This is a genomic window from Variovorax sp. YR750 (genome assembly GCF_900109805.1).
Classification (GTDB): domain Bacteria; phylum Pseudomonadota; class Gammaproteobacteria; order Burkholderiales; family Burkholderiaceae_C; genus Variovorax; species Variovorax gossypii.
Genome location: NZ_FOBJ01000004.1, coordinates 225,366 through 249,017, shown reverse-complemented (window position 1 = coordinate 249,017; position 23,652 = coordinate 225,366). Strand labels below are relative to the sequence as shown.

The window sequence follows — 23,652 nt, the reverse complement described above, 5'->3', positions numbered from 1 at the left end:
GCGGTTCAACGCTCACGCCCAAGCACAGGCGCCGCGATCCCGGTCCGGGACATCGAGGCCCGTCGCACGTCGGACGGCGAGCAGCCTTTGACGCGCCGCATGGCATGGCCCAGCGCGGCACCGCTGTCGAAGCCAACGCGGAAGGCCACCTCGCCGACCGGCAGGTCCGTGCCGCCCAGCAATTCACAGGCCGTCTTCAGCCGCACGCGCAGCCGAAATTCGCCCACCGAGAGCCCGGTCCCGTCGCGGAACAGCCGAGTGATGTGGCGCCGCGAGACGCCGAAGCGCTCGCCCAGCGCATCGAGCGAAATGAACTGGTCAGCGTGCAGGCGGATGTAGTCCTTCAACTCCTCGACGAGCGCAAGGCCGTGCTCTGTCTTCGAGACCGCCGGCAAGACCTGGCCGGTGGTGGCTTCCGCGATGCACTGGACTGTCAAGGCGACCGCCAGCGCGCGCGTGCGACCCGAGTAGCCATAGCCGCCGTCGTCGGGGAGGGTCGCCAACTGCTGCAGCGTACGTATGGCCGGCGTGCGCTGTAGCAGCACGACCGCGCGGGTGCGGCGCTGGAACTCGCGCAGAGATCCGTACGCGCGGTCGAGCCTGTTCAGCATCGCGCCCGTCACATAGAGCGCGGCGTGGCTGTTGGCACCCATGCCGGCCCGTGTCTCGTGGGCCCGATGCGCGGGCACGACGGCGAAGCGCTCGTGCGTCAGCCAGCTCCCCTCGCAGCGGTCCTCATGCCTGAGTTCCAGCGCCCCGCGGCTGGGTAGGATGAACATCACGCAGTCGTGCCAGTGCCAGGGCTGGGCGTACGCACCGCTGTTGGACTGCGTGGCATGCCCTTCCTCGGCGGCGATCAGCCAACCTTCGTCCGTCTCCTGGCAGAGCTGCTCGAACGATCGCAGCGTGCTCGACCGCTCGAGGCTGCCAGGTCTTTGGAGGCCAGCGCTCATGACTCTAGTAGGCCGCCGCGCGTTCGACGACCCGCAGCAAGGGTTCACCGGACAGCAGCCGCTCGCAGTTCTCCGCGATCTGCTCCACGACATCCGCCAGCGGCATTACTGCGGCCATATGCGGCGTGACCAGCACGCCAGGGTGCTCCCAAAGCGGGTTGTCTTGCGGCAGCGGCTCATCGTGGAAAACATCGACGACGGCACCACCCAGTTGGCCGCAATTCAGCGCCGCGACCAGGTCCGGTTCGTTGAGCTGCGGCCCCCTTCCGCACTGGATCAATCGGGTTCCAGGCTTGAGGCGCGCGAACAATTTGCTGTCGAGGATGCCAGTGGTGTCTCTCGTCAGCGGAAGCATGCAGACCAGCAGGTCCAACTCGCGCAGGAAGTCATCCTGGCCCGCTTCGCCACCATAGACGCGCACGCCCTCGATCGGCTTGCCGGACCGCGACCATCCCCGCACGTCATAGCCTTGCCGCTGCAGTGCGGCCGCGATCTGCGCGCCGATCTGACCCAGACCCATCACGCCCACCACTACTTGGTCGGCCCGCCGATTCGGCGGACGTTGCCAGACTTTCTCGCGTTGCCGGCGCGCGGTCAGGTCGAACCCGCGATGGTAGTAGAGCGTGCACCACAGCACGTACTCGGCCATGCGTTGAACCTGCGCGTCATCGATGACTTTACAGACCGGCACATCCGGGAACGTGGGGTCCGCGAGCACGTGGTCGACCCCAACGCCGATGGAATGCGCCATGCGCACCGCGGGCAGCTGGTCCCATATGCCATGCGGCTGGTTCCAGCAGACCACCACCTCAGCCTCCGCCGCGGCTACGTCCGTGCAGTTCATGATCGATCAGTCCGGGAGTCTCTTGGCCAGCAGTTGCTTGAAAAGCATACTGCCGTGCAGAAAGGAGCCGGCGAGCGCGAGCGCGGGCATTGCCGTCAAGCCTCCAGCAGGGATGCGGCGAGCAGCGCAAGTCCTTCCTCGAACACCGCGTCCTCGATGGTCAGCGGGAACAGGAAGCGGATCACGTTGCCATGCACGCCGCAGGTGAGCAGCAGCAAGCCTTTGGCCAGGGCCAGCTCCTGAATGCGCTTGACCAGCTTGGGCAGCGGCACGCCGGCCTCGTCCCTGAACTCCACGCCGACCATAGCGCCCAGGTTGCGCACTTCGGCGATCGCGGGCACGTCCGCCTTGAGCGTTTCGAGCTTGGCAACCAGGCGCTTGCCCAGCACCTCGGCGCGCCGCGGCAGGTCGTCTTGTGCCAGGATGTCCAACACCGCCAGCGCCGCGGCCACGGCGACCGGATGGCCGGCGTAGGTTCCGCCCAGGCCGCCCGGCGCCGCGGCATCCATCCACTCGGCGCGGCCGGTTAAGGCAGACAGCGGAAAGCCGCCGGCGAGGCTCTTGGCCATGGTCATCAGGTCGAAGTCGATGCCATGGTGCTCAAGGGCGAACATCTTGCCAGTGCGGCCGAAGCCGGTCTGTACCTCGTCCACGACCAACAGGATGCCGTGCTCGTCGCAGATCTCGCGCAGGCGCCGCAACAGGGCCGTGGGCGCGACGTAGAAACCGCCCTCGCCCTGTACCGGCTCGAGGATGATGGCCGCCACTCGCCGGGGGTCCACGTCGGCACTGAAGAGCCGCTCGATGGCCAGCAGGCTGTCCTCGATGCTGACGCCGAGCGCGTCGGCCGGGTACGGTACATGCCACACGTCGGGCGGCATGGCGCCGAAGCCCGCCTTGTAGGGGAACGTCTTGCCGGTCAAAGCCATGCCCATCAGCGTGCGGCCGTGGAAGGCTCCCGAGAAGGCGATGACGGCGCTGCGCCCGGTCGCGGCCTTGGCCACCTTGACGGCGTTCTCCACCGCCTCCGCGCCGGTGGTGAACAACGCCGTCTTCTTCGCGAAGCTGCCCGGCGTCTTGTCGTTGAGCTGCTCGCACAGCGCAACATAGCTCTCGTAGGGGGTCACCTGGAAGCAGGTGTGGTGGAAGCTCTCTAGCTGCTGCTGCACCGCGGCAAGTACACGCGGATGCCTGTGGCCCGTGGCCAGGACGGCGATGCCGCTGCCGAAGTCGATGAGCCGCCGGCCATTGACGTCCCAGATCTCTGCATTCTGGGCGTGCGCCGTGAACGATTGCGTCTGCACGCCCACACCACGTGGGCACGCGGCCTGTCGACGTTGTTCGAGTGCGATGTTCTGGTCGATTGCTTGCAGCATGAAAGATCCTGGGTTGAAGGCGATGCGCCACTTTAGACCAATTTGTGAAAATTTATCAATCAATTTTCACGTATATGAATGTTCATTGTTATTTTCTCACGGCGAAGTCCGGAGCCCCGCCAGGCGGATGTCGTCGCCCAAGGTACGATGGACGCTCGCGCCGCCGAGCAAGGCGCGCCGAACCGCCCCGCCGTAGCCTTATGAGAAAGCCCTCCAACACCCGTCAGCCGTCCATGCCCATCAAGGCTGCAACGGCCAGTAGCGCCGCGCCCCGTCTTCGCCAGGCAGCGCTGGCAAAGACGAATGCGAAGACAAAGGCGACGGCCGCAGCACCGACACCGCCCGAAGCCACAGGAGCCGATTCAGTGCAATGGATCGGCCACGAAATCAAGAGCCTGCGCAAGGCCAAGGGGCTGTCGCTGCAGAAACTCGGCGACGCCTGCGGCAAGTCGGTTGGCTTCCTGAGCCAGGTGGAACGGGGCCTGAGCACGCCCTCCATCAGCGACCTGCGGCAGATCGCCGATGCACTGGAAGTGCAGGTCAGCTGGTTCTTTCCAGACGGCGCGGGTGCGGATCCCTCCGATGGCGGTGTCGTTGTTCGGAAGTCGCGGCGGCGCCGGTTGAGCTTTGCCTCCGGCATCTCGGACTACCTTCTGTCGCCCAATCTCGATGGTCCGCTGGAGCTGCTGTGGTCAACCATGGAGCCTGGCGCCGAGAGCGGCCATGCCTTTTACGACCATGCCGGGCATGAGGCCGGTGTGGTCCTGCGCGGCGCACTCGAGTTGTGGGTCGGAGAGCAGCATCTTCTCCTGGCGGAGGGCGACAGCTTCAACTTCCCGAGTAGCACGCCGCACCGCTATCGCAATCCTGGCGACACGGTGGCAGAGCTGCTGTGGGTCGTGACACCGCCCTCGTACTGAGCGGCTGAGCGTCGCCCTGCCCATGGCGCGGGGCGCCAACGCCGGCCGTGGCGGATGATGACAGCTGCATGGCAGCAGCCCTCGCTGTCGCAAATGGGTTCGCGCGATGTCGCGTTTCGGTTGGTCTGGCGCGCGACGCGCTCCTAGCATGGGAACCACGTTCATGCCGATGGAACAATGCTGTCGCTCCTACCTCTCCCGTGTCCGTCCCGTCGCTTGCCGGCCTCCGCGCTTACAGCTTCGCGCGCTGCATGAGCACGATCACACCCGAACAACGCTTGTCGGCAGCCGGCCATCAACTGCCGGCCGCGCCGCAGCCGCGCGGCCACTACGCGCCCTTCCATCTGCGTTCGCTTCAGGACGGCAGCCGCCATCTCACCGTAAGCGGCCAGACCTGCCGCGTCGAGGGCTTGGCGCTGGCAGGCATCTGTGCTCCTGGGCTGCCGCTTGAACCCGCCCGCGCTGCCGCACAGGTCGCGATGCGGAATGTGCTGGCGGTAGTCGCTGCGGCCTGCGGTGGTGCCCTGCCAGCGCATCTCGACGTCTGCCGCCTGCGCGGCTTCGTGCGCAGCAGCGCCGACTTCACGGCCCATAGCGCCGTGCTCGATGCAGCGTCCGACGTGCTGCACAGCGCTTGGCCGGACGCGCCGCGCCCCGCACGCACAGCCGTCGGCGTGGGAAGCCTGCCCGACGGCGCCTTCATCGAAATCGAACTGGACGCCGTGTTGCCCCCGGCTGCCAGTCATCCCTCCCAGGTGCAAGCATGAATCTCAACGAATACCAGAATTTCGACGGCCTTGCCCTGGCCGACCTGCTCCAGCGCGGCGAGGCCACGTCCGCCGAGCTGATGGACTGCGCGATCTCGCTGGCCGAAGCGCGCAATCCTCAACTCAATGCCATCACCTATCCGCGCTACGAGGAGTCGCGCCGCATCGCGGCCGACTGGACGCTGCGGGGGCCGTTCGGCGGTATTCCGTTTCTGCTGAAGGACTCGGGCCTGGCCCATCGACGCTTCCCGTGCAGCATCGGCTCACGGTTGCTGAACGACCTCACGTACGACTACAACGCCACGGTGGCGGATCGCTTCGAGGCGGCCGGCCTGATCCCGTTCGCGCGGACCACCGTACCGGAACTCTGCATGGCCGGCACGACCGAAGCGTTGCGCAACAACGGTGCGACGCCCAACCCCTGGGACCGTACGCGTTCGGCCGGCGGCTCCAGCGGCGGAGCGGCGGCGGCGGTGGCGGCGCGCATCGTGCCGGTGGCGCATGGCAGCGACGGCGGTGGCTCGATTCGCATCCCGGCTGCGTGCTGCGGCGTGTTCGGACTGAAGGCCTCGCGCGGGCTTGTCACCGCCGGCCCAAAGCGCGGCGAGGGCTGGGCCGGCATGGCGACGGACGGCGTGCTCAGCATGAGCGTGCGCGACACGGCTGCCGCGCTGGACATGATCGCCGGCTACGTGCCAGGCGCGCCCTACGCCGCGCCGCCCAAGACCGGCTCCTACCTGGACGCGGTGCGCGAGGCCGATGTCCGACCGCTGCGCGTCGGCATGCTGCGCCAGGGTTGGAATAGCATCGGCATCGCGCCCGAATGCGACTCGGCCGTGCAGAACACGGCTGCGCTGCTGACATCGCTGGGCCATGTGGTGGTCGAGGGCACGCTGCCCGCACTCGACTACAACCAGTTCGTCGAGGCACACGGCAGTATCCTGGCCAGCAACATCGTGGTCGCAGTCGACACGCGCCTCAAGGCGCTCGGCCGCACACTGCGCGACGACGATCTCGAATCCGTGCTGCTCGACGGCTACGAGGTCGGCAAGGGGCTGTCCGCCGCGGCCTACGTGGAGGCCGTGGCCTGCCTGCACGCCGTGGGCCGCGCCTTCGCGCTGGCCATGGCCGACGTGGACGTGCTGCTCACGCCCACGCTGGCGCAGCTGCCGGCCAAGCTCGGCCACCTGGCGCTGCACTCACCCGACGGCCTGGGCTTTCGGGCCTACCGCACGCGTGCCGCCAGCTATTCCACCTTCCTGCCGGTGGTAAATGGCGCCGGCCTGCCGGCCGTCAGCCTGCCGCTTGCGACGACCGCCGAGGGGTTGCCCGTGGCCACGCAGCTGATCGGCCACTTCGGGCGCGAGGACGTGCTGCTCACGCTCTCCGCCCAGCTCGAGCGCCTGGCGCCCTGGTCCGGCCGCAGGCCCTCGTTCGCCTGAACGGGCGCGATCCCGCACCGCCTTGCTCACCCTTTTCAACCAGAAGGAACCGCCATGAGAAACTTGATGACCCCGTTGGCCGCCACCGTCATCGCCGCCAGTGCGCTGGCACCGTGGGCCGTCGTGCACGCGCAGACGACGGCCAAGGTCGTCTTCCAGGCACCCTTGCGCGTGCTCGACCCCGTTTTCACCAACGCGTACGTCACGCGCAACCACGCCTATCTGGTGTACGAGACCCTGTTCGCGCTGGATGCTTCGGGCAAGGCACAGCCAGCGCTGGTGGAGAGCTGGAAAGAATCGCCCGACAAACTCAGCTACACGCTGACCTTGCGCAAGGGCCTCAAGTTCCACGACGGCACGCCCGTGACCGGCGAGGACGTGGTGGCCTCGCTCAAGCGCTGGTCCGACCGCGACGCCGTGGGCCAGCGGCTGATGGCCGTCACCGCGAAGCTGGAAAGCCCCGACGCCGCCACCGTCGTGATCCAGCTCAAGCAGCCGTTCGGCCTGCTGTTCGAGGCGCTGGCCAAGCCCAACCTGCCGGCGCCCTTCATCATGCCCAAGCGCATCGCCTTGACCCCGGTCTCGCAGGCGATCACCGAGGTGGTCGGCACTGGGCCCTACCGCTTCGTCGCCGCCAACTTCCAGCCAGGGGTGAAGGCCTCGTACGTGAAGTTCGCCGACTACCTGCCGCGGGCGGAGCCGTCCAGCGCCTTCGCGGGCGGCAAGATCGCCATCGCCGACCGCATCGAGCTGATCAACATCTCCGACGCGCAGACCGCCATCAACGCGCTGCGCAACGGCGAAGTGGACTTCGTCGAGGACGTGCCGCCGGACCTGATGCCGCAGCTCGAAGGAGCCAAGGGGGTCGCGCTCAAGCCCTACGGCAAGAGCACCAACATGTTCACTATGCGCATGAATTGGTTGCAGCCGCCGTTCAACAACGTGAAGGTGCGCCGCGCGGCGCTGGCAGCGGTATATCAGGCCGACTACCTGGACGCGCAGATTGGCGATGCCAAGCTGTACCAATTGTGCGGGGCCGTGCTGTCCTGTGCGTCGCCGTATGCGTCCGAGGAAGGCGCGACACAGACGAAGAAGCCCGACCTCGCCCGTGCCAAGGCACTGCTGAAGGAGAGCGGCTACGACGGTGCCAAGGTCGTGATCATGCACCCGACCGACCTGGCCACCTTGTCCAGCCTGGCATCGGTCACGGCGCAAGCGCTGAAACAGATCGGCATGAACGTGGAGATCCAGTCGATGGACTGGGCCACGTTGCTGTCCCGTTACTCGAAGAAGGACCCGGTCGCGCAAGGAGGCTGGAGCATCTTCCAGACCGGCTTTGCCAGCCTGGACCTGATGAGCCCGCTGACCAACCCGAACCTGGACGGGCGTGGCGAGGCCGGCTACGTCGGCTGGGCCAAGAGCGACGAGATGGAGAAGCTGCGCGGCCAGTTCGCCGAGGAAAGCGACGTGACCAAGAAAAAGCAGATCGCCATCGCGATCCAGAAGCTGAACTACGATCAAGTGCTGTTCGTTCCGCTAGGCAGCTACTCCAAGTTCAAGGCCTACAACCCGGCCAAACTGGAGGGCATGACGGACGCGCTGGTGCCCCTGTTCTGGTCCGCCAAGAAGTAAGCGCCCGGGCCGCGCACAACCGACTAGGGCACGCACACCATGCTCGAACTTGTACTCAAACGGCTGCTGGCGGCCATCCCGGTGATGCTCATCGTGTCCACGGTAGTGTTCCTGCTGCTGCGGCTGGCGCCGGGCGACCCGGCACGTGTCATCGCCGGCGACATGGCGAACGAGGAGTCCATCGCCCAGATCCGCGCCGAGATGGGGCTGGACCAGTCCGTCGTCACGCAGTACCTGCGTTGGATGGGCTCGCTGGTCCAGGGCGACCTCGGTCACTCCATCCAGTCGAAGACACCGGTGGGCGAGTTGATCAAGGCGCGACTAGGTCCCACGTTTGCCCTGGCTGCGTGGGCCATCGCACTGACCATCGCCCTGGCCATTCCGCTCGGCGTGTTGGCCGCCTGGCGACACCGCAGCCTGGCCGACCGCGGCATCATGGCGGTGGCGGTGCTCGGCTTCTCGGTGCCGGTGTTCGTGGTGGGCTACCTGCTCATCCTGGTGTTCTCGGTGCAGCTGAACTGGCTGCCGGTGCAGGGTTACGCCCCGCTGGCAGACGGCCTGGCGGCACATGCCGCGCACATGGTGCTGCCCACGCTCACGCTGTCCATGGTCTTCGTGGCGCTGATCACGCGCATCACGCGAGCCAGCCTGCTCGACGTGCTGGGTGAAGACTTCGTGCGCACCGCCCGCGCCAAGGGCGCGACGGAGCGCTTCGTGCTGTTTCGCCATGCGTTGCGCAATGCGGCCATTCCGATCGTCACCATCGTCGGCGTGGCGCTCACCACGCTGATCAGTGGCGTGGTCGTGACCGAGACCATCTTCAACATCGCAGGCGTTGGCCGCTTGATTGTCGACGCCGTGCTGGCGCGCGACTACCCGGTCGTGCAGGGAACGATCCTGTTCTTCTCGTTCATCTATGTCTTCGTGAACCTGTTGATCGACATGGCCTACGTCGTCCTCGATCCACGGATCCGTTACTGACGCGCTCGCTTGGAGCCACGCCATGTCATCGTCTCCCTCTTCCACACTCGCGCTCGCCGTGCCGCCCTCGCGGCTGCGGCAGGGCGCCACCGCCCTGGTCCAGGATCCTGTGATGCTGTGCTCGCTGCTGCTGTTGCTGCTGCTGGTCTTCATGTCGGTCGGTGCGCCGCTGCTAGCCCAGCACGACCCCGGCGCGTTGACGCCGCGCGCGCGGCTGCAGGGCTCGTCCACGGTCTACTGGCTGGGCACGGACTCGCTGGGCCGCGACCTGCTGGCCCGCGTGCTCTACGGCGGGCGCCTGTCGATCACGCTGGCGGTGTTCGTCAGCCTGATCTCGGTGCTGGCCGGCCTGGCCATCGGCCTGGCCGCCGGCTATGCGCGCAAGCTGGACGCCCCCATCATGCGCATGATGGACGGCATCATGGCCATCCCCGGACTGCTGCTGGCCGTGGCCATGGTCTCGCTGGGCGGCGCCAACATCCTGACCATGGTGGTGGCCATCGCGATCCCGGAGATCCCGCGTGTCGCGCGCCTGGTGCGTGGCGTGGTGCTGTCCGTGCGTGAGGCGCCGTATGTGGAGGCCTCGATCGGCTCCGGTACGCCGACATTGAAGGTGCTCTGGCGCCACATCATGCCGAGCACCATCAACCCGCTGGTGGTGCAGGCGACCTTCGTCTGCGCGGCCGCCATCCTGACGGAGGCTGTTCTCGGCTTCCTGGGCCTGGGATTCCCACCAGAGATCCCGAGCCTGGGCACCATCATCGCGGAGGGGCGGCCGTTCTTCCAGCGCGCGCCCTGGATCGTGCTGTACCCGGGCGTTTTCCTCGCGCTCTTGATTCTCGCCGTCAACATGTTCGGCGACGCGCTGCGCGACCGGCTCGACCCCCGCTTCTCCCGCACGAAAAAGGCATGACGCCATGGATGCGACCCTCCGCTCTCTCTCCACCGCACCGGCCGCTGCCGGCCCCATCCTCGACATCCGCAATCTGAAGGTGCGCCTTCCCGGCGGCGGCGACCGCCGCTATGCCGTGGACAACATCTCGCTCACCGTGGCCGCACGCGAGATCGTCTGCATCGTGGGCGAATCGGGATCCGGCAAGTCGGTCACGTCCAGCGCCATCATGGGGCTGCTGCCCAAGGGCGTGCTGACGCTGGAAAGCGGCCAGATCCTGCTGGCCGGGCGCGACATCACACATGCGGGCCTCGACACGTTGCAGAAGCTGCGCGGTGACCGCATGGCGATGATCTTCCAGGAGCCGATGACGGCGCTGAACCCGCTCATGCGCGTGGGCGACCAGATCGCCGAGGTGTTCGAGTTCCACGCCAAACAGCTGGCCCGCGAGGCCGTGCGCCAACGCGTGCTGGCCCTGCTGGGCGACGTGCGTCTGCCCGCGCCGGAGACGCTCCAGCACGCCTACCCGCACCAGCTCTCCGGCGGCCAGCGCCAGCGCGTGATGATCGCCATGGCCCTGGCCATGGAACCCGGCCTCATCATCGCCGACGAACCCACCACGGCACTGGACGTGACCTCGCAGGCCCAGGTGCTGCGACTGCTCAACGAGCTGCGCGGGCGCCATGACAATGGCGTACTGTTCATCACGCACGACTTCGATGTCGTGGCCGAGATCGCGGACCGGGTGGTGGTCATGCAGTCGGGTCGCATCGTCGAGCAGGGCACGGCAGCCGAGGTGCTGCAGCATCCCCGCCATCCCTACACACGGCAGCTGTTGGACGCGCGTCCGCGCGGCGACTTCCGTGCCGTCGCCCCCGAGACAGCCGCCGCGCCGGTGCTCGAGGTGCGCGGATTGGGCATGCGCTTTGAGACCAAGTCGATGTTCAAGTCCAAGCGCCGCCACGTCGATGCGCTGAACGAGGTGTCGCTGCAACTGGCACGCGGCGAGACGTTGGGCATCGTCGGCGAATCGGGTTCGGGCAAGACCACGCTGGGCCGCTGCCTGGCACGCTTCGCCGTGCCCACGGCGGGCGACATCTTGATCGACGGTACGTCCGTATGCGACCTCATCGGCGCTACTGCGCGGGGCTATTGCAAGCGCGTCCAGATGGTGTTCCAGGACCCGTTCCGCTCCTTCAATCCGCGCCGCACGGTGGGCTGCACCTTGGCCGAGGGGCCAATGAACTTCGGCGCGGACGCGGCCGAGGTGCGTGGCCGGATGCTCAAGATGCTGGAGCTGGTCAGCATGGACCCGGGCTCGCTGGACCGCTTTCCGCACGAGTTCTCGGGCGGCCAGCGGCAGCGCCTGTCGATCGCGCGCGCGCTGATGATGGAGCCCGAGATCCTGATCGCCGACGAGGCCGTCTCCGCGCTCGACGTGTCGGTACAGGCGCAAATCCTGGACCTGCTGGAATCGATCCGCGATCGGCTGGGCGTGAGCATGGTCTTTATCACGCACGACCTGCGCGTGGCGGCCCGCTTGTGCCACCGCATCGCCGTGATGCAGCGCGGCAAACTGATCGAGATCGGCCGGGCGCAGGACGTGTTCCTGCGCCCGGCCAGTGACTATGCGCGCGAGCTGGTCGCGGCCATCCCCGGCCAAGCCGGCCCGCATGGCGCCGCCGCGACGTTCATAGCCCAGGCCGAAGCCACGAGCCCATCCGCCGTATGAGCAAGCGCTACACCTATCCAGAAGTGCGGGACACCGTCAGCGAGGCGGAATGGGCGCAGCGCGTGTGCCTGGCGGGCTGCTACCGCCTGCTGGCGCACTACCGCATGACCGACCTGATCTACACCCATGTGTCGGCGCGCGTGCCGGGCACAGCGGGTGAGTTCCTGATCAACCCGTACGGCCTGATGTTCGACGAGATCAGCGCGTCCAACCTGGTCAAGGTCGACCATGAGGGGCGCTCGCTGCTGGACGCCACCGGCCTGGGTTGCAACCCAGCTGGCTTCGTGATCCACAGCTGCATCCACCGCGCCCGGGCCGACCTGCACTGCGTGATCCACACCCATACGGCGGCAGGCATCGGCGTGGCGGCTCAGACGCAGGGCCTGCGCATGCTCTCGCAGCACGCGATGCGTTTTCACGGTGCGCTCTCGTACCATGACTACGAGGGTGTCGCGCTGGACGCTGATGAACAGCCGCGTCTGGTGCGCGACCTCGGCCCGACGAACAAGGCCATGGTCCTGCGCAACCATGGCCTGCTGACGGCCGGCGCCACGGTGCGCGAAGCCTTCGACCTGATGTTCTACCTGGAGCGCGCCTGCCAAGCCCAAGTCGCCGCGCTAGCCGGCGGCGCCGAGGTGCGCGAATGCAGCGAGGCGATAGCCGCCAAGGTCGCCCGGCAATTCTCCGAGCCTGATGGAAGCGAGCTGCACGACTGGCCGGCCCTGATGCGCATGCTGAACAGGCTCGGAGAGTCCTACGCAGACTAGGCGCACTCGCGCCGCGTAGACGGATCAATGACGGCGGAGTAGGCTTCGGCGTTGCTGCGGCAGCGCTGCGCTATGCCAGGTCGCCTGGCACAGCAGCAGGGCGCAATGTGGCGCGAAAATCGCTTGCCCGGCGTCATCAAGGAACGTCATGGCCATTTCCATTCCTCTCTCGTCGAAGCTGGCCGTCACTGCAGAGCAAGGCTACTTCCTGCGTCAGAGCAGTCAGCCCAACTACCACTTCGACTGGCACATGCACGACTGCGCGATGTTGCTGTGGCCCCAGTTCGGTGCGCTCGACAGCCGCTGGTTGGCCGAACCCGGTACCGATCCGCAGGCGCTGCAGCTGGTGCGCCACACGGCCTTGCTGCTGCCCGTATCGGCCGCGCACAGCACGCGCTCGCCGGCGCAGCGGCAACGCCACGGCGAGTTGTACCTGCGTCCGGAGCTGCTAGGCCGGCACAGCCGCTTCGGCGTGTTCCGGTTGGATGCCGCTGCCGTGGCCATGCTGGACGCGCTGGCGGCCGCCACGCTGGCGCCCGACGGCGCTGAACCCCTGGTGCATGCACTCATGGCCCAACTGGCCGCGCGCCGGCCCTGGCAGTGGCTGCATCCGGGGCGCATGGACCGGTCGGAGTCGGTGTCGCAGCGCATGCTCAAGTGCTACGCGCGCGCCCTCGACCTGGAAACCACCATGCCTTCGGTGGAAGCGGTGGCCGCCGAGCTCGGTGTGTCCGTGCGCCAGTTGCAGCGCTCCTGCGCGACGGAACTGGGCAACAGCCCAGTCGCGATACGCCGGCTGCTGCTGGCCGCCAAGGCCCGTGAGTTGATCGCCCAAGGCATGGTGCCGGCCACCATCAGCTCGCATCTGGGCTTCACCCACAGCGGGCACCTGAACCGGCTGCTGCGGGGCGTGCCGGCCTGACTGACTGCGGTGGCCATTGGTGGCCGGCACAGTCTGTCGCGAATGGGTTGCCGGCATGTCGCCTTTGGGTTCGCATGCGCAAGCCGCGGTTCCTAGCATGAAGCCATCGTCATGCCACTTGGAACTCTTGTGCCAAAACACTTACCTCCCCACGCACGCCAGCGCGCGCTGGCTGTCGTCGCGACTGCCGCGATGGCGGCCTCCTTGGCGCCTGCGGCCGCCATGGCGCAGGACTGGCCCAGCCGGCCCATCACCATCGTCGTGCCCTTTCCGGCGGGTGGAGGAACGGATGTCGCCATCCGCAGTATCCAGCCCCAGTTGCAGAAGGAACTGGGCCAGCCCGTTGTCATCGACAATCGCGCCGGGGCCGGCGGCACCATTGGCTCGGCGTACGTGGTCAAGGCCGCCCCCGATGGCTATACCGCCGTGCTGGCCACCGCCAGCACCCATGCGGTCAGCGTAAGCGTCTATCCAAAGCTGCCCTACGACCCGACGCATGACTTCGTCTACGCGGGCTTTGTCGGCACCTCGCCCTACGTGATGGCCGTCCACCCCTCCGTGCAGGCCACCGACGTTAAGAGCCTGGTCGCCACGCTCAAGCAAAAGCCCCAGGCGTACAGCTTCGCGTCGGTGGGGGCGGGCACCGTGTCGCACCTGCTGGGCGAGCAGTTCAAGGCCGTCGCCGGCGTGCCACTGGTGCATGTTCCCTACCGCGGCGCAGCCCCTGCCTATACCGACCTCATGGGAGGCCAGGTGCAGCTGATGCTGGACAACCCGGCCGGCCTGGTTCCGTACATCCGAAGTGGCAAGCTGGTGGCCGTGGCGACGACCGCCCCCAACGCGCTGCTGGCCGGCGTTCCGACCTTCGCGCAGCAGGGCATCCCCAACTTCACGCAGTCGCTCTGGTACGGCGTGGCCTTTCCCAAGGGTACGCCGGCGCCCGTGGTGCAGCGTTTCAACCAGGCTCTGAACAAGGTGCTGTCCGACCGAGCGGTGTCCGCAGATCTCGCTACCAGAGGCATCAACGCCCGTCCCGGCACACCGGCTGAATTGCAGGCCGCAGTTGCAGCAGACATCCCTTACTGGGGCCAGATCGCCAAGGCCGTGGGAGCGAAGATTGATTGAAACGAGAGCATCCATGTCACCCGCAGTACCGCCAGCGGCGGGCGAACTCCGTCAGGTCGACGTGTTCATCGGTGGCCCAGGCGGTGGCAACCCGGTGCCGCTGGTCGCTGACGCATCCATGCTGTCCGCGCAGGATATGTTGGGCATTGCCCGTGCCACCGGACATGAGTCGGCCTTCGTCCTGCAGCCTTCCCGGTCCGACGTCGATTGGCGCTTTCGCTTCTTCGTGCCTCAGCACGAGATGGAGATGTGCGGCCACGCCACGGTCGGCACGCTGTGGGCCATGCGGCAATGGGGCTGGTGGACGACACATACGGCGCGCGTCGAAACCTTGAGCGGCATCGTCGAGGCCGAATGGGACGAAGACGGCCAGCGGGTCTGGGTCTCGCAGCCAGCCGTGCAGGCGGCAGCGCTGAAAGCAGAGGATGCGCTGCGCGTCGGTGCGGTGCTGGGGCTGACCGGCACGGCCTTGCCGTCGATGACCAATGCAAGTACCAGCCGGGTCAAGACCCTGATTCGCATTCCCGATGTAGCTGCGTTGCATGCGCTCCAGCCCGACTTCGCCGCGATGGAGGCGCTGTGCATCTCTATCGGCTCCACCGGGCTGTATCCCTACGCGCTGGACCAGCTGGCCGCGCCGGGGCAACCTGTGGTGGCCGCGCGGCAATTCCCGCGGGCTTCCGGCTATCCGGAAGACGCCGCGACCGGAATCGCCGCAGCCGCGCTGTGGGGGCACCTGGCCGCCCAGGGCACCATTCAGGTGGGCTCGGCCGGCGCACCGGTTACCTGTACCGTGCGGCAGGGCCAAGCCATGGGACGGCCATCGGCGATCGCCGTTCGGCCGCGCTTCAACGGAGCGGGAGCCATGTCCGGGTGTTGGCTGAGCGGGGATGTCGCGTGGGATCGTTCGCGCTATCTAGCGGGCTCCGACGCCACAGTCGCCGCGCGGATCAGAAAGTAGCATCGAGCACCTGCGAGGGAATGAGGCCGTTGAGCGTCACATTGTTCGTGAGCGGATCGAACAGCTGGGGTTGCAGAACGTACTTCCAGGCGCCGTTCCTGTAGTAGAGGAAGTTGAAGGCGTTCGGCAGCGGAACATGCTGGTTGGCGTGGCCGTAGTCGTCGAAGCCGATGTAGGAGATTACGACTTGCCCTTGCGCCTGGATCATCTGATTGATGTTGGCCTGCCCGGGGTGCTGGTGGTGATACACCCTGATCAGGTGCGCCCCGAGCGGCGAGTTCGTCACCATAAGGGCGCAGCCGTTCATGGCAGCGGTGAAGACGTACTTGTACTGCGGGTTGTGCCGGGGTACGTCGACAAATCCGGGCATCACGTTGCCCTGGATGAAAGGGCACCAGTACGCTGTGATCGGCTGATCCTGATGGAGGACGTTTCCCACCGGCCTCAGGGTGACCTGAAGGGCTTGCGCGGTACCTTGCAGATCGAACGAGCCCACCCTGGCCACGTTGAGTACCTGCATCTGCATGATGAAGGCGGGATTCAGCTGCGCCTGTGCGTTCTGCATGAACCACACAACACCGTTGATTGCCCGAAGCCTTGCATATGCAATGGGGTCGGCCCGGAAAAGATTGTTGTGTCCGTTCATGTGTGATGCTCGCTGATTCCGGAATGGGAAGGCACGAGGTGAGGCGCGTCACCTCGGGTTCCGGGTGTGGGCCCGTCCCGCGTCCCGCTTCACTTTCAAAAGACCCCCGTCATTTCTTGCTCAGGTGATGGTAGGAGCGCGATGGTGGAAGGACTATCCCCAGGAACAAGTAGAGGTGCGTGCTTCGCGCGGTTGCTGCTCACTTTCGAGCGGGGCAGGCGTTGTCCGTCAGGGATGCGCGCCCTGCGCTGGCGCGCCGTGCCCGCGCGGGCGGCAAAGCTCGGGCTCTTGCCAAAGACCTCCAAGCAACCTTCCGTCAAGCTGCACGGCGACCGCCCCATCGGCGACTACGCGCTCATCGGATCGACCCACAGCGCGGCGCTGGTGCACCGCGGCGGCGACATCGAGTGGCTGTGCCTGCCGCGCTTCGATTCCGCGGCGATGTTCGCCAGCCTGCTCGGCGACGAGCGCAACGGCCACTGGTCGATGCGCGCGACCGACCGCAAGGCGCGCATCGCGCGGCGCTATCTGCCGGGCACCGTGGTGCTGGAGACGACGATTCACGTGGCCGGCGGAACGGCCGTCGTCACCGACTTCATGCCTCGCCCCGCGCTCGACGGCACGCACGAGGTGGTGCGCATCGTGCGGGGCGTGCGCGGCACGGTCGCCATGCACACGGAGTTCCGCATCCGCTTCAACTACGGCGAGTGGTGCCCGTGGATGGACCGGCGCGACGGCGCGGTGTTCGCCACGGCCGGGCCCGACTCCGTGCGCATCAGCTCCGGCGTGCCGCTGACCAACGAGAACTTCGCGAGCTTCGCCGACTTCACCGTGTCGGCGGGCCAGTCCATCGCTTTCAGCCTCGACTGGTTTCCCTCGCACCTCAAGCCGCCCGTGACGCGCGACGCCAATGCGCTGCTGGCGCGCACCGTCGCCGAATGGAGCGCGTGGACCGAGCGCTGCGGCTACCACGGAGAGTTTCGCGAGCCGGTGATGCGCTCGCTGCTCACGCTCAAGGCGCTCACCTACGAACCCACCGGCGGCATCGTCGCCGCGCCCAGTGCATCGTTGCCCGAGCTGCCCGGCGGCGAGCGCAACTGGGACTACCGCTTCTGCTGGCTGCGCGACGCGGCGCTCACGCTCTACGCGCTGATCGGCTCGGGCTACGTGGAGGAGGCCAGCGCCTGGCGCTGGTGGCTGATGCGCGCGGTCGGCGGCTCGCCCGAGGAGCTGCAGGTGATGTACGGCCTGCACGGCGAACGCTCGCTGACCGAGCTCGAGCTCGGCTGGCTGCCCGGCTACGAAGGCAGCCGCCCGGTGCGCATCGGCAACGGCGCGCACGGGCAGCGGCAGCTCGACGTCTACGGCTCCGTCATCGCGGCCTTTCATGCGGCGCGCAAGGCCGGGCTGGCGGACATGGACAAGCTGTGGCCGCTGGAGCGCGCCATCGCGAAGCAGCTGATGGATCTGTGGCGGGAGCCCGACTGCGGCCTGTGGGAAGTGCGCGGCGAGCCGCGCCACTTCGTGCACTCCAAGGTCATGTGCTGGCTGGCCTTCGACCGGGTGATCGCGAGCGCCACCGAGTTCGGGCTCGAAGGCCCGGTCGATCGCTGGCGGGAAGTGCGCGACGAGATCCACGCCGAGGTCTGCGCGCGCGGCTACGACGCCGCGTCCAATTCCTTCATGCAGTACTACGGCGCCGACACGGTGGACGCCGCGCTGCTGTGGATGCCGCTGATCGGCTTCCTGCCGATCAACGACCCGCGCGTGCAGGGCACCATCGCGCGCATCGAGAAGGAGCTGATCTTCAACGGGCTGGTGTACCGCTACCGCACCGAGAAGGGCGTGGACGGGCTCGGCGGCGGGGAGGGCGCCTTCCTCGCATGCAGCTTCTGGCTGGCGAACGTGTATGTCGCCATGGGCAGGCTGCACAAGGCGCGGGCGCTGTTCAAGCGGCTGCTGGCGCTGGCCAACGACCTGGGGCTCTACGCCGAGGAATACGACCCGGTGGCGCGCAGGCAGCTCGGCAATTTTCCGCAGGCCTTCTCGCACATCGGGCTGATCAACAGCGCGCATGCACTGGTGTCGGCGGCCGGCGGGGTGTGGGAGCTGGCGGACCTGGACGGCAAGGCGTCGTCGAAGAAGGCGGCGAAGAAAGCGGTGAAGAAGAGCGAGAAGAGCGCTCCGCTCAAGAGGCCGAGAGCGCGAACTCCCCGGCGCTGAACACCGTGTGGAAGACCGTGCCGTCGAACATCTCGAACAGCTTCTTCGAGACTTCGCGGCTTTCGTAGCGCACGGGCGAGTCGAGCGCGCGGGCGATGTCCTCGCGGCTCGCCCAGCGGATGGCCAAGACCATCGCAAGCTCGGGGTCGCTCACGTCGCTTTCGACCTGGCGCAGTACGCGCACCTCGAGCGCGCCGGGAAAGCGAGTCCACAGCGGCACGAGCCTTTCGTGCACGTGGCGGTCGAAGGCCTCTTCCATGCCGGCCTTGACCCGGCCCCTGAAGAATGCGCAGCGGATGAACATCGGTTTCTCCTTGCTTGCCGGTTCGGGCCCGTGCGGCGTGGCCGTCAGGCGGAGACTTTCGCGGAGGCTTCTTCCGCCTGTCTGAGAAGCTGCGCACCGATGCCGGCGACGATCAGCGCAACGGGCATGTCGATCGGGGTGTGCAGCACGTCGGGCTCGCCGGCGTCCGGTCGTTCCAGCGTCGCCAGCTGGCTGTCGAGCAGGGTGGCCGGCATGTAGTGGCCGGTGCGCTGTTCCATGCGCTGGCGCACCAGCGCCGGAGGGCCGTCGAGGAACACGAAGCGCAGGCCCGGCGAGGCGGCGCGCAGCCGGTCGCGGTAGGCGCGCCGCAGTGCGGAGCAGGCCACCACCACGCCACGGGGCGCGGCCGTGCGGTCGGCAAGATTGGCGCCCACGCGGTCGAGCCAGGGCCAGCGGTCTTCATCCGCCAGCGGCAGGCCGGCACGCATGCGGGCCACGGCCTCGGGCGCGTGCAGGTCGTCGCCGTCGATCCACGGAATGCCCAGCAGCTGCGCGAGTCCGGCCGCCACGCTGCTCTTGCCGGTGCCCGATACGCCCATCACCACCACGGGCAGGCGGAATGACGGCAACTGCAGCGGCGGCACGGCGCTAGAGGCTCGCGGTGATGCCGCCGTCCACGTACAGGATGTGGCCGTTGACGAAGCTCGATGCGTCGGAGGCCAGGAAGATGGCCGCGCCGCCCAGTTCTTCCACGTCGCCCCAGCGGCCGGCGGGCGTGCGGCCCGAGAGCCACGCGGTGAAGGCCTCGTCGGCCACCAGCGCCTGCGTGAGCTCGGTCTTGAAGTAGCCCGGCCCGAGGCCGTTGACCTGGATGCCGTGCTTGCCGAGGTCGATCGCCATGCCCTTGGTGAGCATCTTCACGGCGCCCTTGGTGGCGGCGTAGGGCGCGATGCCCGGGCGACCCAGCTCGCTCTGCACCGAGCACACGTTGATGATCTTGCCGCGCTTGCGCTCGATCATGCGCTGCGCGACGGCGCGGCCGACCAGGAACACGCTGTCGATGTTGGTGGTGGTGATCTTGTGCCACGCGTCGATCGGGAACTCGGCGAACGGCCCGCGATGCTGCATGCCGGCGTTGTTCACGAGGATGTCGACGGGGCCGATGTCGGCCTCGATGGCCGCCACGCCGGCTTCCACCGCGGCGGCGTCGGTGACGTCGAAGGCCGCGGCCTCGGCTGCGATGCCCCGGGCGCGCAGGGCGTCGCGGGCCGCGGTGAGCGCGGCGGCATCGCGCGCATTGAGCACGACGCGGGCGCCGGCATTGCCCAGCGCGCCGGCCAGCGCGAAGCCGATGCCCTTGCTGGAGCCGGTGACGAGGGCGGTGCGCCCGGAGAGGTCGAACAGTTTCAAGGGGAGTTCCTGGATGAGGGGCGAGACTGGCGAAGAAAGTTACCGGTATCTTTTGATTTCGTCAATGGGTGAAACCTTCGCTGGCTTTACATTCACGTATCGACTAAAGTTACCGGTATCAGATTGAGCCAGAACCGCTGCCATCCGCTGGAGACACCCGCTTGACCGCTACCGCCGCCGCTTCCCCGCACGTGCTGATGATGGGCGCCTACCCCGAGTGGGACATGGCGCCGATGCGGGAGTCCTACACCCTGCATCGCCTGTGGGAGGCGCCCGACCGGCAGGCCTTCATTGCCGCGCATGCGCAGGAGATCCGTGCGATCGCCACGCGCGGCGAGCTGGGCGCGAGCGCCGAGCTCATTGCCGCGCTGCCGAAGCTGGAGCTGGTCTCCTGCTACGGCGTGGGCACCGACGCCATCGACCTCGCCGCCTGCCGCGCGCGCGGCATCCGCGTGACCAACACGCCCGACGTGCTCAACGGCGACGTGGCCGACCTTGCCGTGGGCCTCATGCTCGCGGTGCAGCGCCGCATTCCGGCGGGCGACGCCTTCGTGCGAAGCGGTGCATGGGCCAAGGGGGCCTTGCCGCTGGCCACGCGCGTCTTCGGCCAGCGCGTCGGCATCGCGGGCTTCGGCCGCATCGGCGGCACCATCGCGCGGCGGCTCTCGGGCTTCGACGTGGAGCTGGGCTACTTCAGCCGCACGCCGAAGGCCGACAGCCCGCACCGTCACTTCGCCAGCCTGAGCGCGATGGCCGACTGGTGCGACGTGCTCATCGTCATCCTGCCCGGCGGCGAAGCCACGCGCGGCATCGTGAACGCCGAGGTGCTGCGCGCGCTGGGCCCCAAGGGCTGGCTCGTGAACGTGTCGCGCGGCACCACGGTCGACGAAGGCGCGCTGCTGCAGGCGCTGGAGGCGCGCGAGATCGCCGGCGCGGCGCTCGACGTGTTCCTCAACGAGCCGGGCATCGACCCGCGCTTCGCCGCGCTCGACAACGTGGTGCTGACCCCGCACCATGGCAGCGGCACCGAGCAGACGCGCCGCGCCATGGGCGAGCTGGTGCGCCGCAACCTGGAGGCCCACTTCGCGGGCCTGCCCCTGATCACTCCCGTTGCCTGAAAAAGGAAGAAAACCATGCGCCTGCGTTGCATGTGCCTCGTGATCCACGCCCCCGACGACCTGCGCCTTGACGAACAGGACGCCGGCGAGATCGGCCCCGGCCAGGTGCTGGTGAAGGTCGGAATGGGCGGCATCTGCGGCTCCGACCTGCATTACTTCCACAACGGCGGCTTCGGCACCGTGCGCATCAAGGAGCCGATGGTGCTGGGCCACGAGGTGGCCGGCACCGTGGTGGCCGTGGCGCCCGGCGTGGAGAACGTTCGCATCGGCGACAAGGTGGCCGTCAACCCGAGCCGCCCCTGCGGCGCCTGCAAGTTCTGCCTCGAGGGCCTGCCCAACCAGTGCCTCGACATGCGCTTCTACGGCAGCGCGATGCGCACGCCGCACGTGCAGGGGGCCTTCCGCAACATGCTGCTGTGCGAGGCCACGCAGTGCGTGAAGGTGGCCGACCACGTGCCGCTGCGTCTCGCCGCGCTGGCGGAGCCGTTCTCGGTGGGGCTGCACGGCGTGTCGCGCGCTGGCCCGCTGCTGGGCAAGCGGGTGCTGGTGTCGGGCTGCGGGCCCATCGGCGTGCTCGCCATCGCGGCGGCGCGCGCGCATGGCGCGGCCAGCATCACGGCCACCGACGTGGTCGACGAGCCTCTGGCCATCGCGCGTGCCATGGGCGCCGACGACGTCATCAACGTCGCGAAGGACAAGGCCTGGGTGTCGCGTCATTCGGCCGACAAGGGCACCTTCGACGTGATGCTCGAATGCTCCGGCAACGAGCGCGCTCTGCGCGACGGCCTGGAAGTGATGCGCCCGCGCGGCGTGGTCGTGCAGCTGGGGCTGGGCGGCGACGTGAGCATTCCGCAGAACATGGTGGTGGCGAAGGAGCTCAGCATCTGCGGCTCGTTCCGCTTCCATGCCGAGTTCGCGCTGGCGGTGAAGCTCATCAACGAAGGGCGCGTCGATCTTTCCCCGGTCGTGTCGCACACCTTCCCGATGCTGCAGGCGCGCCAGGCCTTCGAGCTGGCGAGCGACCGGCAGAAGGCGATGAAGGTGCTGATCGATTTCGCGGACGCGGGGGCGGAGAGCGTCGCGGCCTGAGGGCAGGACGAAGCACCCGAGCCGCAGGCGCGGGTTGGCAGGCGGCGCTCATGGTCCGGCTACAGTCGGCCGGGAGCGAATACGCCGAGCCATGGATCAAGTGCCTGTCCGCCCCCTGCTGAACAACGAAGACCTGCGCCATGTCGCCCTCTGGGCGGCCGATTGCGCGGAGCGGGCGTTGCCGGTGTTCGAGGCAAGGGCGCCGGGCGACAGCCGCCCGCGCGAGGCCATCGCGGCCGCGCGCGCCTTCGCCGGCAGCGGCGTGCGGACCGCGAACCTGCGCAAGCTCGCCTGGGCCGCCCTGGCGGCTGCGCGCGAAGTGGGCGACGAGGCCGCGGCCGCCGCCGCGCGGTCGGCATCCACGGCCGCCGGGTCGGCCTACACCCATCCGCTTGAGACTGCGCACCAGGTGAATCACATCATCGGCCCCGCGGCCTACAGCGTGCAGGCGATCTCGCGCGGTGCCGCCGACGAGGCCGGCACCCGCGAAGCGGAGATCCGGTGGGCGATCGATCACGCGTCGCCCGCGGTCCGCGAGGTGGTGCGGCGCCTGCCGGCACGGGCGCCCGGTAAAGGAGCGTCGAGCGCGCTGTTCCATCGGATCGACGCGGCCCTGCGCAGCTGACGGTCCGCCCTTTGCGGGTGGAAGGGCGGAACTAGTCGACCTGCCGTTTCGCGCTTCGCGCCGTCCTGCGCTTCAGTGCCGCACGAAGCTCCTTGAGGATCAGGGCCACGTACGGATTCGGGTCGTCCCGACGATGCGCGAGATAGAGGCTCGACACCGCCTCCTTGTCGAGCACCGTCTGGTAGACCACCCCGTCCGGCTGGATGCAGCGGGTGTCGCCCGGCACCAGCGCGATGCCCACGCCGGCCGCGACCAGCCCGGCGATGGTCGATGCCTCGCGCGCTTCCTGCACCATGCGCGGCCTGAAGCCGGCCTTGGCGCACAGGTCCTGCACCTTCCAGTAGAGGCCGATGCCGGCATTGCGCGGATACATCACCAGCGGCTCGTCGCGCAGGTCCGCGATGCGCAGCGGCTTGCCGGCGAGCCTGTGCTCGCGCGGCACGATGGCCAGCAGCGGCGACTGGTACCACTCCTCGACCACGATGCCGGTAGGGATCTCCACGTTCGGCCGGCGCAGCACGGCGACGTCGAGGCCGCGCCCGTGCACCGCGTCGAGCTGGTCGAGCGATGTCATTTCCTTCAGCGTCAGGATCACCCGGGCGTGCTCGCGCCGGAAGCGAAGAATGGCCGCCGGCAGCGCGGGCGAGAGCATCGACGACGCCGTGTAGCCCAGCGCGATGCTGCCGACCTCGCCCGAGGCCGCGCTCTGCGCCTCGCCCTTGGCCGCCTCCACGTCGCGCAGGATGCCGCGCGCGCGTTCCAGGAAATGCCGGCCCGCCTGCGTGAGGAACACGCGCCGCTTGTCGCGCTCCAGCAGCCGCACCTTGAGCTCTTCCTCCAGCGCCTGGATCTGGATGCTCAGCGGCGGCTGCGCGATGTGCAGGCGCTGCGCGGCGCGCGTGAAGTTGAGCTCCTCGGCGACCGCGACGAAGTAGCGGAGATGGCGCAGTTCCATGATATTC

23 protein-coding genes are annotated in these 23,652 nt (G+C 68.0%); 15 read left to right on the top strand and 8 right to left on the bottom strand.

All coding sequences use genetic code 11. The annotated features are described in order from the left end of the window. Window positions 1-5: 5 nt before the first annotated feature. From BMY35_RS10290 to gabT, 3 genes are all read right to left on the bottom strand, one after another. On the bottom strand, window positions 6-953 hold the full coding sequence (locus BMY35_RS10290; RefSeq protein ID WP_177213602.1) for a helix-turn-helix domain-containing protein: 948 nt from the start codon (window positions 951-953) through the stop codon (window positions 6-8). 4 nt (window positions 954-957) lie between these two features. Then, window positions 958-1,797 (bottom strand): 2-hydroxyacid dehydrogenase, encoded by an 840-nt coding sequence (locus tag BMY35_RS10285; RefSeq protein ID WP_093197791.1) that lies wholly within the window; start codon window positions 1,795-1,797, stop codon window positions 958-960. 95 nt (window positions 1,798-1,892) lie between these two features. Next, window positions 1,893-3,173: a 4-aminobutyrate--2-oxoglutarate transaminase gene (gene gabT, locus BMY35_RS10280; protein ID WP_093197788.1), complete on the bottom strand. Its 1,281-nt coding sequence runs from the start codon at window positions 3,171-3,173 to the stop codon at window positions 1,893-1,895. A gap of 233 nt (window positions 3,174-3,406) precedes the next feature. Here gabT and BMY35_RS10275 point away from each other — a divergent pair, with 233 nt between their 5' ends. The 11 genes from BMY35_RS10275 (at window position 3,407) to BMY35_RS10225 (ending at window position 15,314) form a co-directional block, all read left to right on the top strand. Beyond that, on the top strand, window positions 3,407-4,093 hold the full coding sequence (locus tag BMY35_RS10275) for a helix-turn-helix domain-containing protein (protein WP_093197786.1): 687 nt from the start codon (window positions 3,407-3,409) through the stop codon (window positions 4,091-4,093). A 251-nt stretch (window positions 4,094-4,344) separates the two neighbouring features. After that, the gene (locus BMY35_RS10270; RefSeq protein WP_093198454.1) at window positions 4,345-4,860 is read left to right on the top strand and encodes a RidA family protein; all 516 of its coding nucleotides are present in this window, start codon (window positions 4,345-4,347) and stop codon (window positions 4,858-4,860) included. After that, window positions 4,857-6,302: an amidase gene (locus tag BMY35_RS10265; protein WP_093197783.1), complete on the top strand. Its 1,446-nt coding sequence runs from the start codon at window positions 4,857-4,859 to the stop codon at window positions 6,300-6,302. Before BMY35_RS10270 ends, BMY35_RS10265 begins: the two co-directional genes overlap by 4 nt. Window positions 6,303-6,356: 54 nt before the next feature. Continuing rightward, window positions 6,357-7,934: an ABC transporter substrate-binding protein gene (locus BMY35_RS10260; RefSeq protein WP_093197780.1), complete on the top strand. Its 1,578-nt coding sequence runs from the start codon at window positions 6,357-6,359 to the stop codon at window positions 7,932-7,934. A 39-nt stretch (window positions 7,935-7,973) separates the two neighbouring features. Continuing rightward, window positions 7,974-8,915, top strand: coding sequence for an ABC transporter permease (locus BMY35_RS10255; protein WP_093197778.1), 942 nt, complete (start codon window positions 7,974-7,976; stop codon window positions 8,913-8,915). A 22-nt stretch (window positions 8,916-8,937) separates the two neighbouring features. Further along, window positions 8,938-9,828, top strand: coding sequence for an ABC transporter permease (locus tag BMY35_RS10250; RefSeq protein ID WP_218152982.1), 891 nt, complete (start codon window positions 8,938-8,940; stop codon window positions 9,826-9,828). 4 nt (window positions 9,829-9,832) lie between these two features. After that, window positions 9,833-11,539, top strand: coding sequence for an ABC transporter ATP-binding protein (locus tag BMY35_RS10245; RefSeq protein WP_093197776.1), 1,707 nt, complete (start codon window positions 9,833-9,835; stop codon window positions 11,537-11,539). Next, a complete protein-coding gene (locus BMY35_RS10240) occupies window positions 11,536-12,306 on the top strand; it encodes a class II aldolase/adducin family protein (protein WP_093197774.1) in 771 nt (256 codons plus the stop codon). The genes BMY35_RS10245 and BMY35_RS10240 overlap by 4 nt, the downstream gene beginning before the upstream one ends. A gap of 148 nt (window positions 12,307-12,454) precedes the next feature. Further along, entirely contained in the window at window positions 12,455-13,228 is a 774-nt protein-coding gene (locus BMY35_RS10235; protein ID WP_093197771.1) for a helix-turn-helix transcriptional regulator, read from the top strand. Between the two features lie 129 nt (window positions 13,229-13,357). Beyond that, entirely contained in the window at window positions 13,358-14,353 is a 996-nt protein-coding gene (locus tag BMY35_RS10230; RefSeq protein WP_371287146.1) for a Bug family tripartite tricarboxylate transporter substrate binding protein, read from the top strand. Between the two features lie 13 nt (window positions 14,354-14,366). After that, the gene (locus BMY35_RS10225; RefSeq protein WP_093197766.1) at window positions 14,367-15,314 is read left to right on the top strand and encodes a PhzF family phenazine biosynthesis protein; all 948 of its coding nucleotides are present in this window, start codon (window positions 14,367-14,369) and stop codon (window positions 15,312-15,314) included. Here the strand turns inward: BMY35_RS10225 and BMY35_RS10220 are convergent. Continuing rightward, a complete protein-coding gene (locus tag BMY35_RS10220) occupies window positions 15,304-15,960 on the bottom strand; it encodes a hypothetical protein (protein ID WP_143080669.1) in 657 nt (218 codons plus the stop codon). The genes BMY35_RS10225 and BMY35_RS10220 overlap by 11 nt on opposite strands. Window positions 15,961-16,248: 288 nt before the next feature. Between BMY35_RS10220 and BMY35_RS10215 the strand changes: the two genes are divergently transcribed. Then, complete coding sequence (locus tag BMY35_RS10215) at window positions 16,249-18,183, top strand: glycoside hydrolase family 15 protein (protein ID WP_093198449.1); 1,935 nt, start codon at window positions 16,249-16,251, stop codon at window positions 18,181-18,183. On the opposite strand, the gene BMY35_RS10210 is transcribed toward BMY35_RS10215, so the two are convergent. The 3 genes from BMY35_RS10210 to BMY35_RS10200 are packed head-to-tail and all read right to left on the bottom strand — an operon-like array spanning window position 18,149 to window position 19,858. Next, the gene (locus tag BMY35_RS10210) at window positions 18,149-18,487 is read right to left on the bottom strand and encodes an antibiotic biosynthesis monooxygenase family protein (protein ID WP_093197761.1); all 339 of its coding nucleotides are present in this window, start codon (window positions 18,485-18,487) and stop codon (window positions 18,149-18,151) included. The genes BMY35_RS10215 and BMY35_RS10210 overlap by 35 nt on opposite strands. Before the next feature lie 44 nt (window positions 18,488-18,531). After that, on the bottom strand, window positions 18,532-19,092 hold the full coding sequence (locus BMY35_RS10205; RefSeq protein WP_256228292.1) for a gluconokinase: 561 nt from the start codon (window positions 19,090-19,092) through the stop codon (window positions 18,532-18,534). Between the two features lie 4 nt (window positions 19,093-19,096). Then, window positions 19,097-19,858 carry a glucose 1-dehydrogenase gene (locus BMY35_RS10200; protein ID WP_093197757.1) on the bottom strand — a complete coding sequence of 254 codons (762 nt, stop codon included), beginning with the start codon at window positions 19,856-19,858 and terminating at the stop codon, window positions 19,097-19,099. 161 nt (window positions 19,859-20,019) lie between these two features. Here BMY35_RS10200 and BMY35_RS10195 point away from each other — a divergent pair, with 161 nt between their 5' ends. The 3 genes from BMY35_RS10195 (at window position 20,020) to BMY35_RS10185 (ending at window position 22,690) form a co-directional block, all read left to right on the top strand. Beyond that, window positions 20,020-20,976 (top strand): 2-hydroxyacid dehydrogenase, encoded by a 957-nt coding sequence (locus BMY35_RS10195; protein WP_093197753.1) that lies wholly within the window; start codon window positions 20,020-20,022, stop codon window positions 20,974-20,976. Between the two features lie 15 nt (window positions 20,977-20,991). Then, window positions 20,992-22,065: an L-idonate 5-dehydrogenase gene (locus tag BMY35_RS10190; protein WP_093197751.1), complete on the top strand. Its 1,074-nt coding sequence runs from the start codon at window positions 20,992-20,994 to the stop codon at window positions 22,063-22,065. A 91-nt stretch (window positions 22,066-22,156) separates the two neighbouring features. Next, window positions 22,157-22,690, top strand: a complete 534-nt coding sequence (locus tag BMY35_RS10185) for a putative immunity protein (RefSeq protein WP_093197748.1) — start codon at window positions 22,157-22,159, stop codon at window positions 22,688-22,690. A 31-nt stretch (window positions 22,691-22,721) separates the two neighbouring features. Here BMY35_RS10185 and BMY35_RS10180 read toward each other — a convergent pair whose 3' ends face one another. Beyond that, window positions 22,722-23,645, bottom strand: a complete 924-nt coding sequence (locus BMY35_RS10180) for a LysR substrate-binding domain-containing protein (protein WP_093197746.1) — start codon at window positions 23,643-23,645, stop codon at window positions 22,722-22,724. Window positions 23,646-23,652 lie beyond the last annotated feature (7 nt).

What these genes read in the sequence shown, in the direction of transcription:
- BMY35_RS10180 (WP_093197746.1), bottom strand. Translation starts at nt 23,645, where the DNA reads ATGGAACTGCGCCATCTCCGCTACTTCGTCGCGGTCGCCGAGGAGCTC.
- BMY35_RS10290 (WP_177213602.1), bottom strand. Translation starts at nt 953, where the DNA reads ATGAGCGCTGGCCTCCAAAGACCTGGCAGCCTCGAGCGGTCGAGCACG.
- BMY35_RS10185 (WP_093197748.1), top strand. Translation starts at nt 22,157, where the DNA reads ATGGATCAAGTGCCTGTCCGCCCCCTGCTGAACAACGAAGACCTGCGC.
- gabT (WP_093197788.1), bottom strand. Translation starts at nt 3,173, where the DNA reads ATGCTGCAAGCAATCGACCAGAACATCGCACTCGAACAACGTCGACAG.
- BMY35_RS10260 (WP_093197780.1), top strand. Translation starts at nt 6,357, where the DNA reads ATGAGAAACTTGATGACCCCGTTGGCCGCCACCGTCATCGCCGCCAGT.
- BMY35_RS10190 (WP_093197751.1), top strand. Translation starts at nt 20,992, where the DNA reads ATGCGCCTGCGTTGCATGTGCCTCGTGATCCACGCCCCCGACGACCTG.
- BMY35_RS10235 (WP_093197771.1), top strand. Translation starts at nt 12,455, where the DNA reads ATGGCCATTTCCATTCCTCTCTCGTCGAAGCTGGCCGTCACTGCAGAG.
- BMY35_RS10255 (WP_093197778.1), top strand. Translation starts at nt 7,974, where the DNA reads ATGCTCGAACTTGTACTCAAACGGCTGCTGGCGGCCATCCCGGTGATG.
- BMY35_RS10220 (WP_143080669.1), bottom strand. Translation starts at nt 15,960, where the DNA reads ATGAACGGACACAACAATCTTTTCCGGGCCGACCCCATTGCATATGCA.
- BMY35_RS10240 (WP_093197774.1), top strand. Translation starts at nt 11,536, where the DNA reads ATGAGCAAGCGCTACACCTATCCAGAAGTGCGGGACACCGTCAGCGAG.
- BMY35_RS10250 (WP_218152982.1), top strand. Translation starts at nt 8,938, where the DNA reads ATGTCATCGTCTCCCTCTTCCACACTCGCGCTCGCCGTGCCGCCCTCG.
- BMY35_RS10245 (WP_093197776.1), top strand. Translation starts at nt 9,833, where the DNA reads ATGGATGCGACCCTCCGCTCTCTCTCCACCGCACCGGCCGCTGCCGGC.
- BMY35_RS10285 (WP_093197791.1), bottom strand. Translation starts at nt 1,797, where the DNA reads ATGAACTGCACGGACGTAGCCGCGGCGGAGGCTGAGGTGGTGGTCTGC.
- BMY35_RS10210 (WP_093197761.1), bottom strand. Translation starts at nt 18,487, where the DNA reads ATGTTCATCCGCTGCGCATTCTTCAGGGGCCGGGTCAAGGCCGGCATG.
- BMY35_RS10265 (WP_093197783.1), top strand. Translation starts at nt 4,857, where the DNA reads ATGAATCTCAACGAATACCAGAATTTCGACGGCCTTGCCCTGGCCGAC.
- BMY35_RS10275 (WP_093197786.1), top strand. Translation starts at nt 3,407, where the DNA reads ATGCCCATCAAGGCTGCAACGGCCAGTAGCGCCGCGCCCCGTCTTCGC.
- BMY35_RS10270 (WP_093198454.1), top strand. Translation starts at nt 4,345, where the DNA reads ATGAGCACGATCACACCCGAACAACGCTTGTCGGCAGCCGGCCATCAA.
- BMY35_RS10225 (WP_093197766.1), top strand. Translation starts at nt 14,367, where the DNA reads ATGTCACCCGCAGTACCGCCAGCGGCGGGCGAACTCCGTCAGGTCGAC.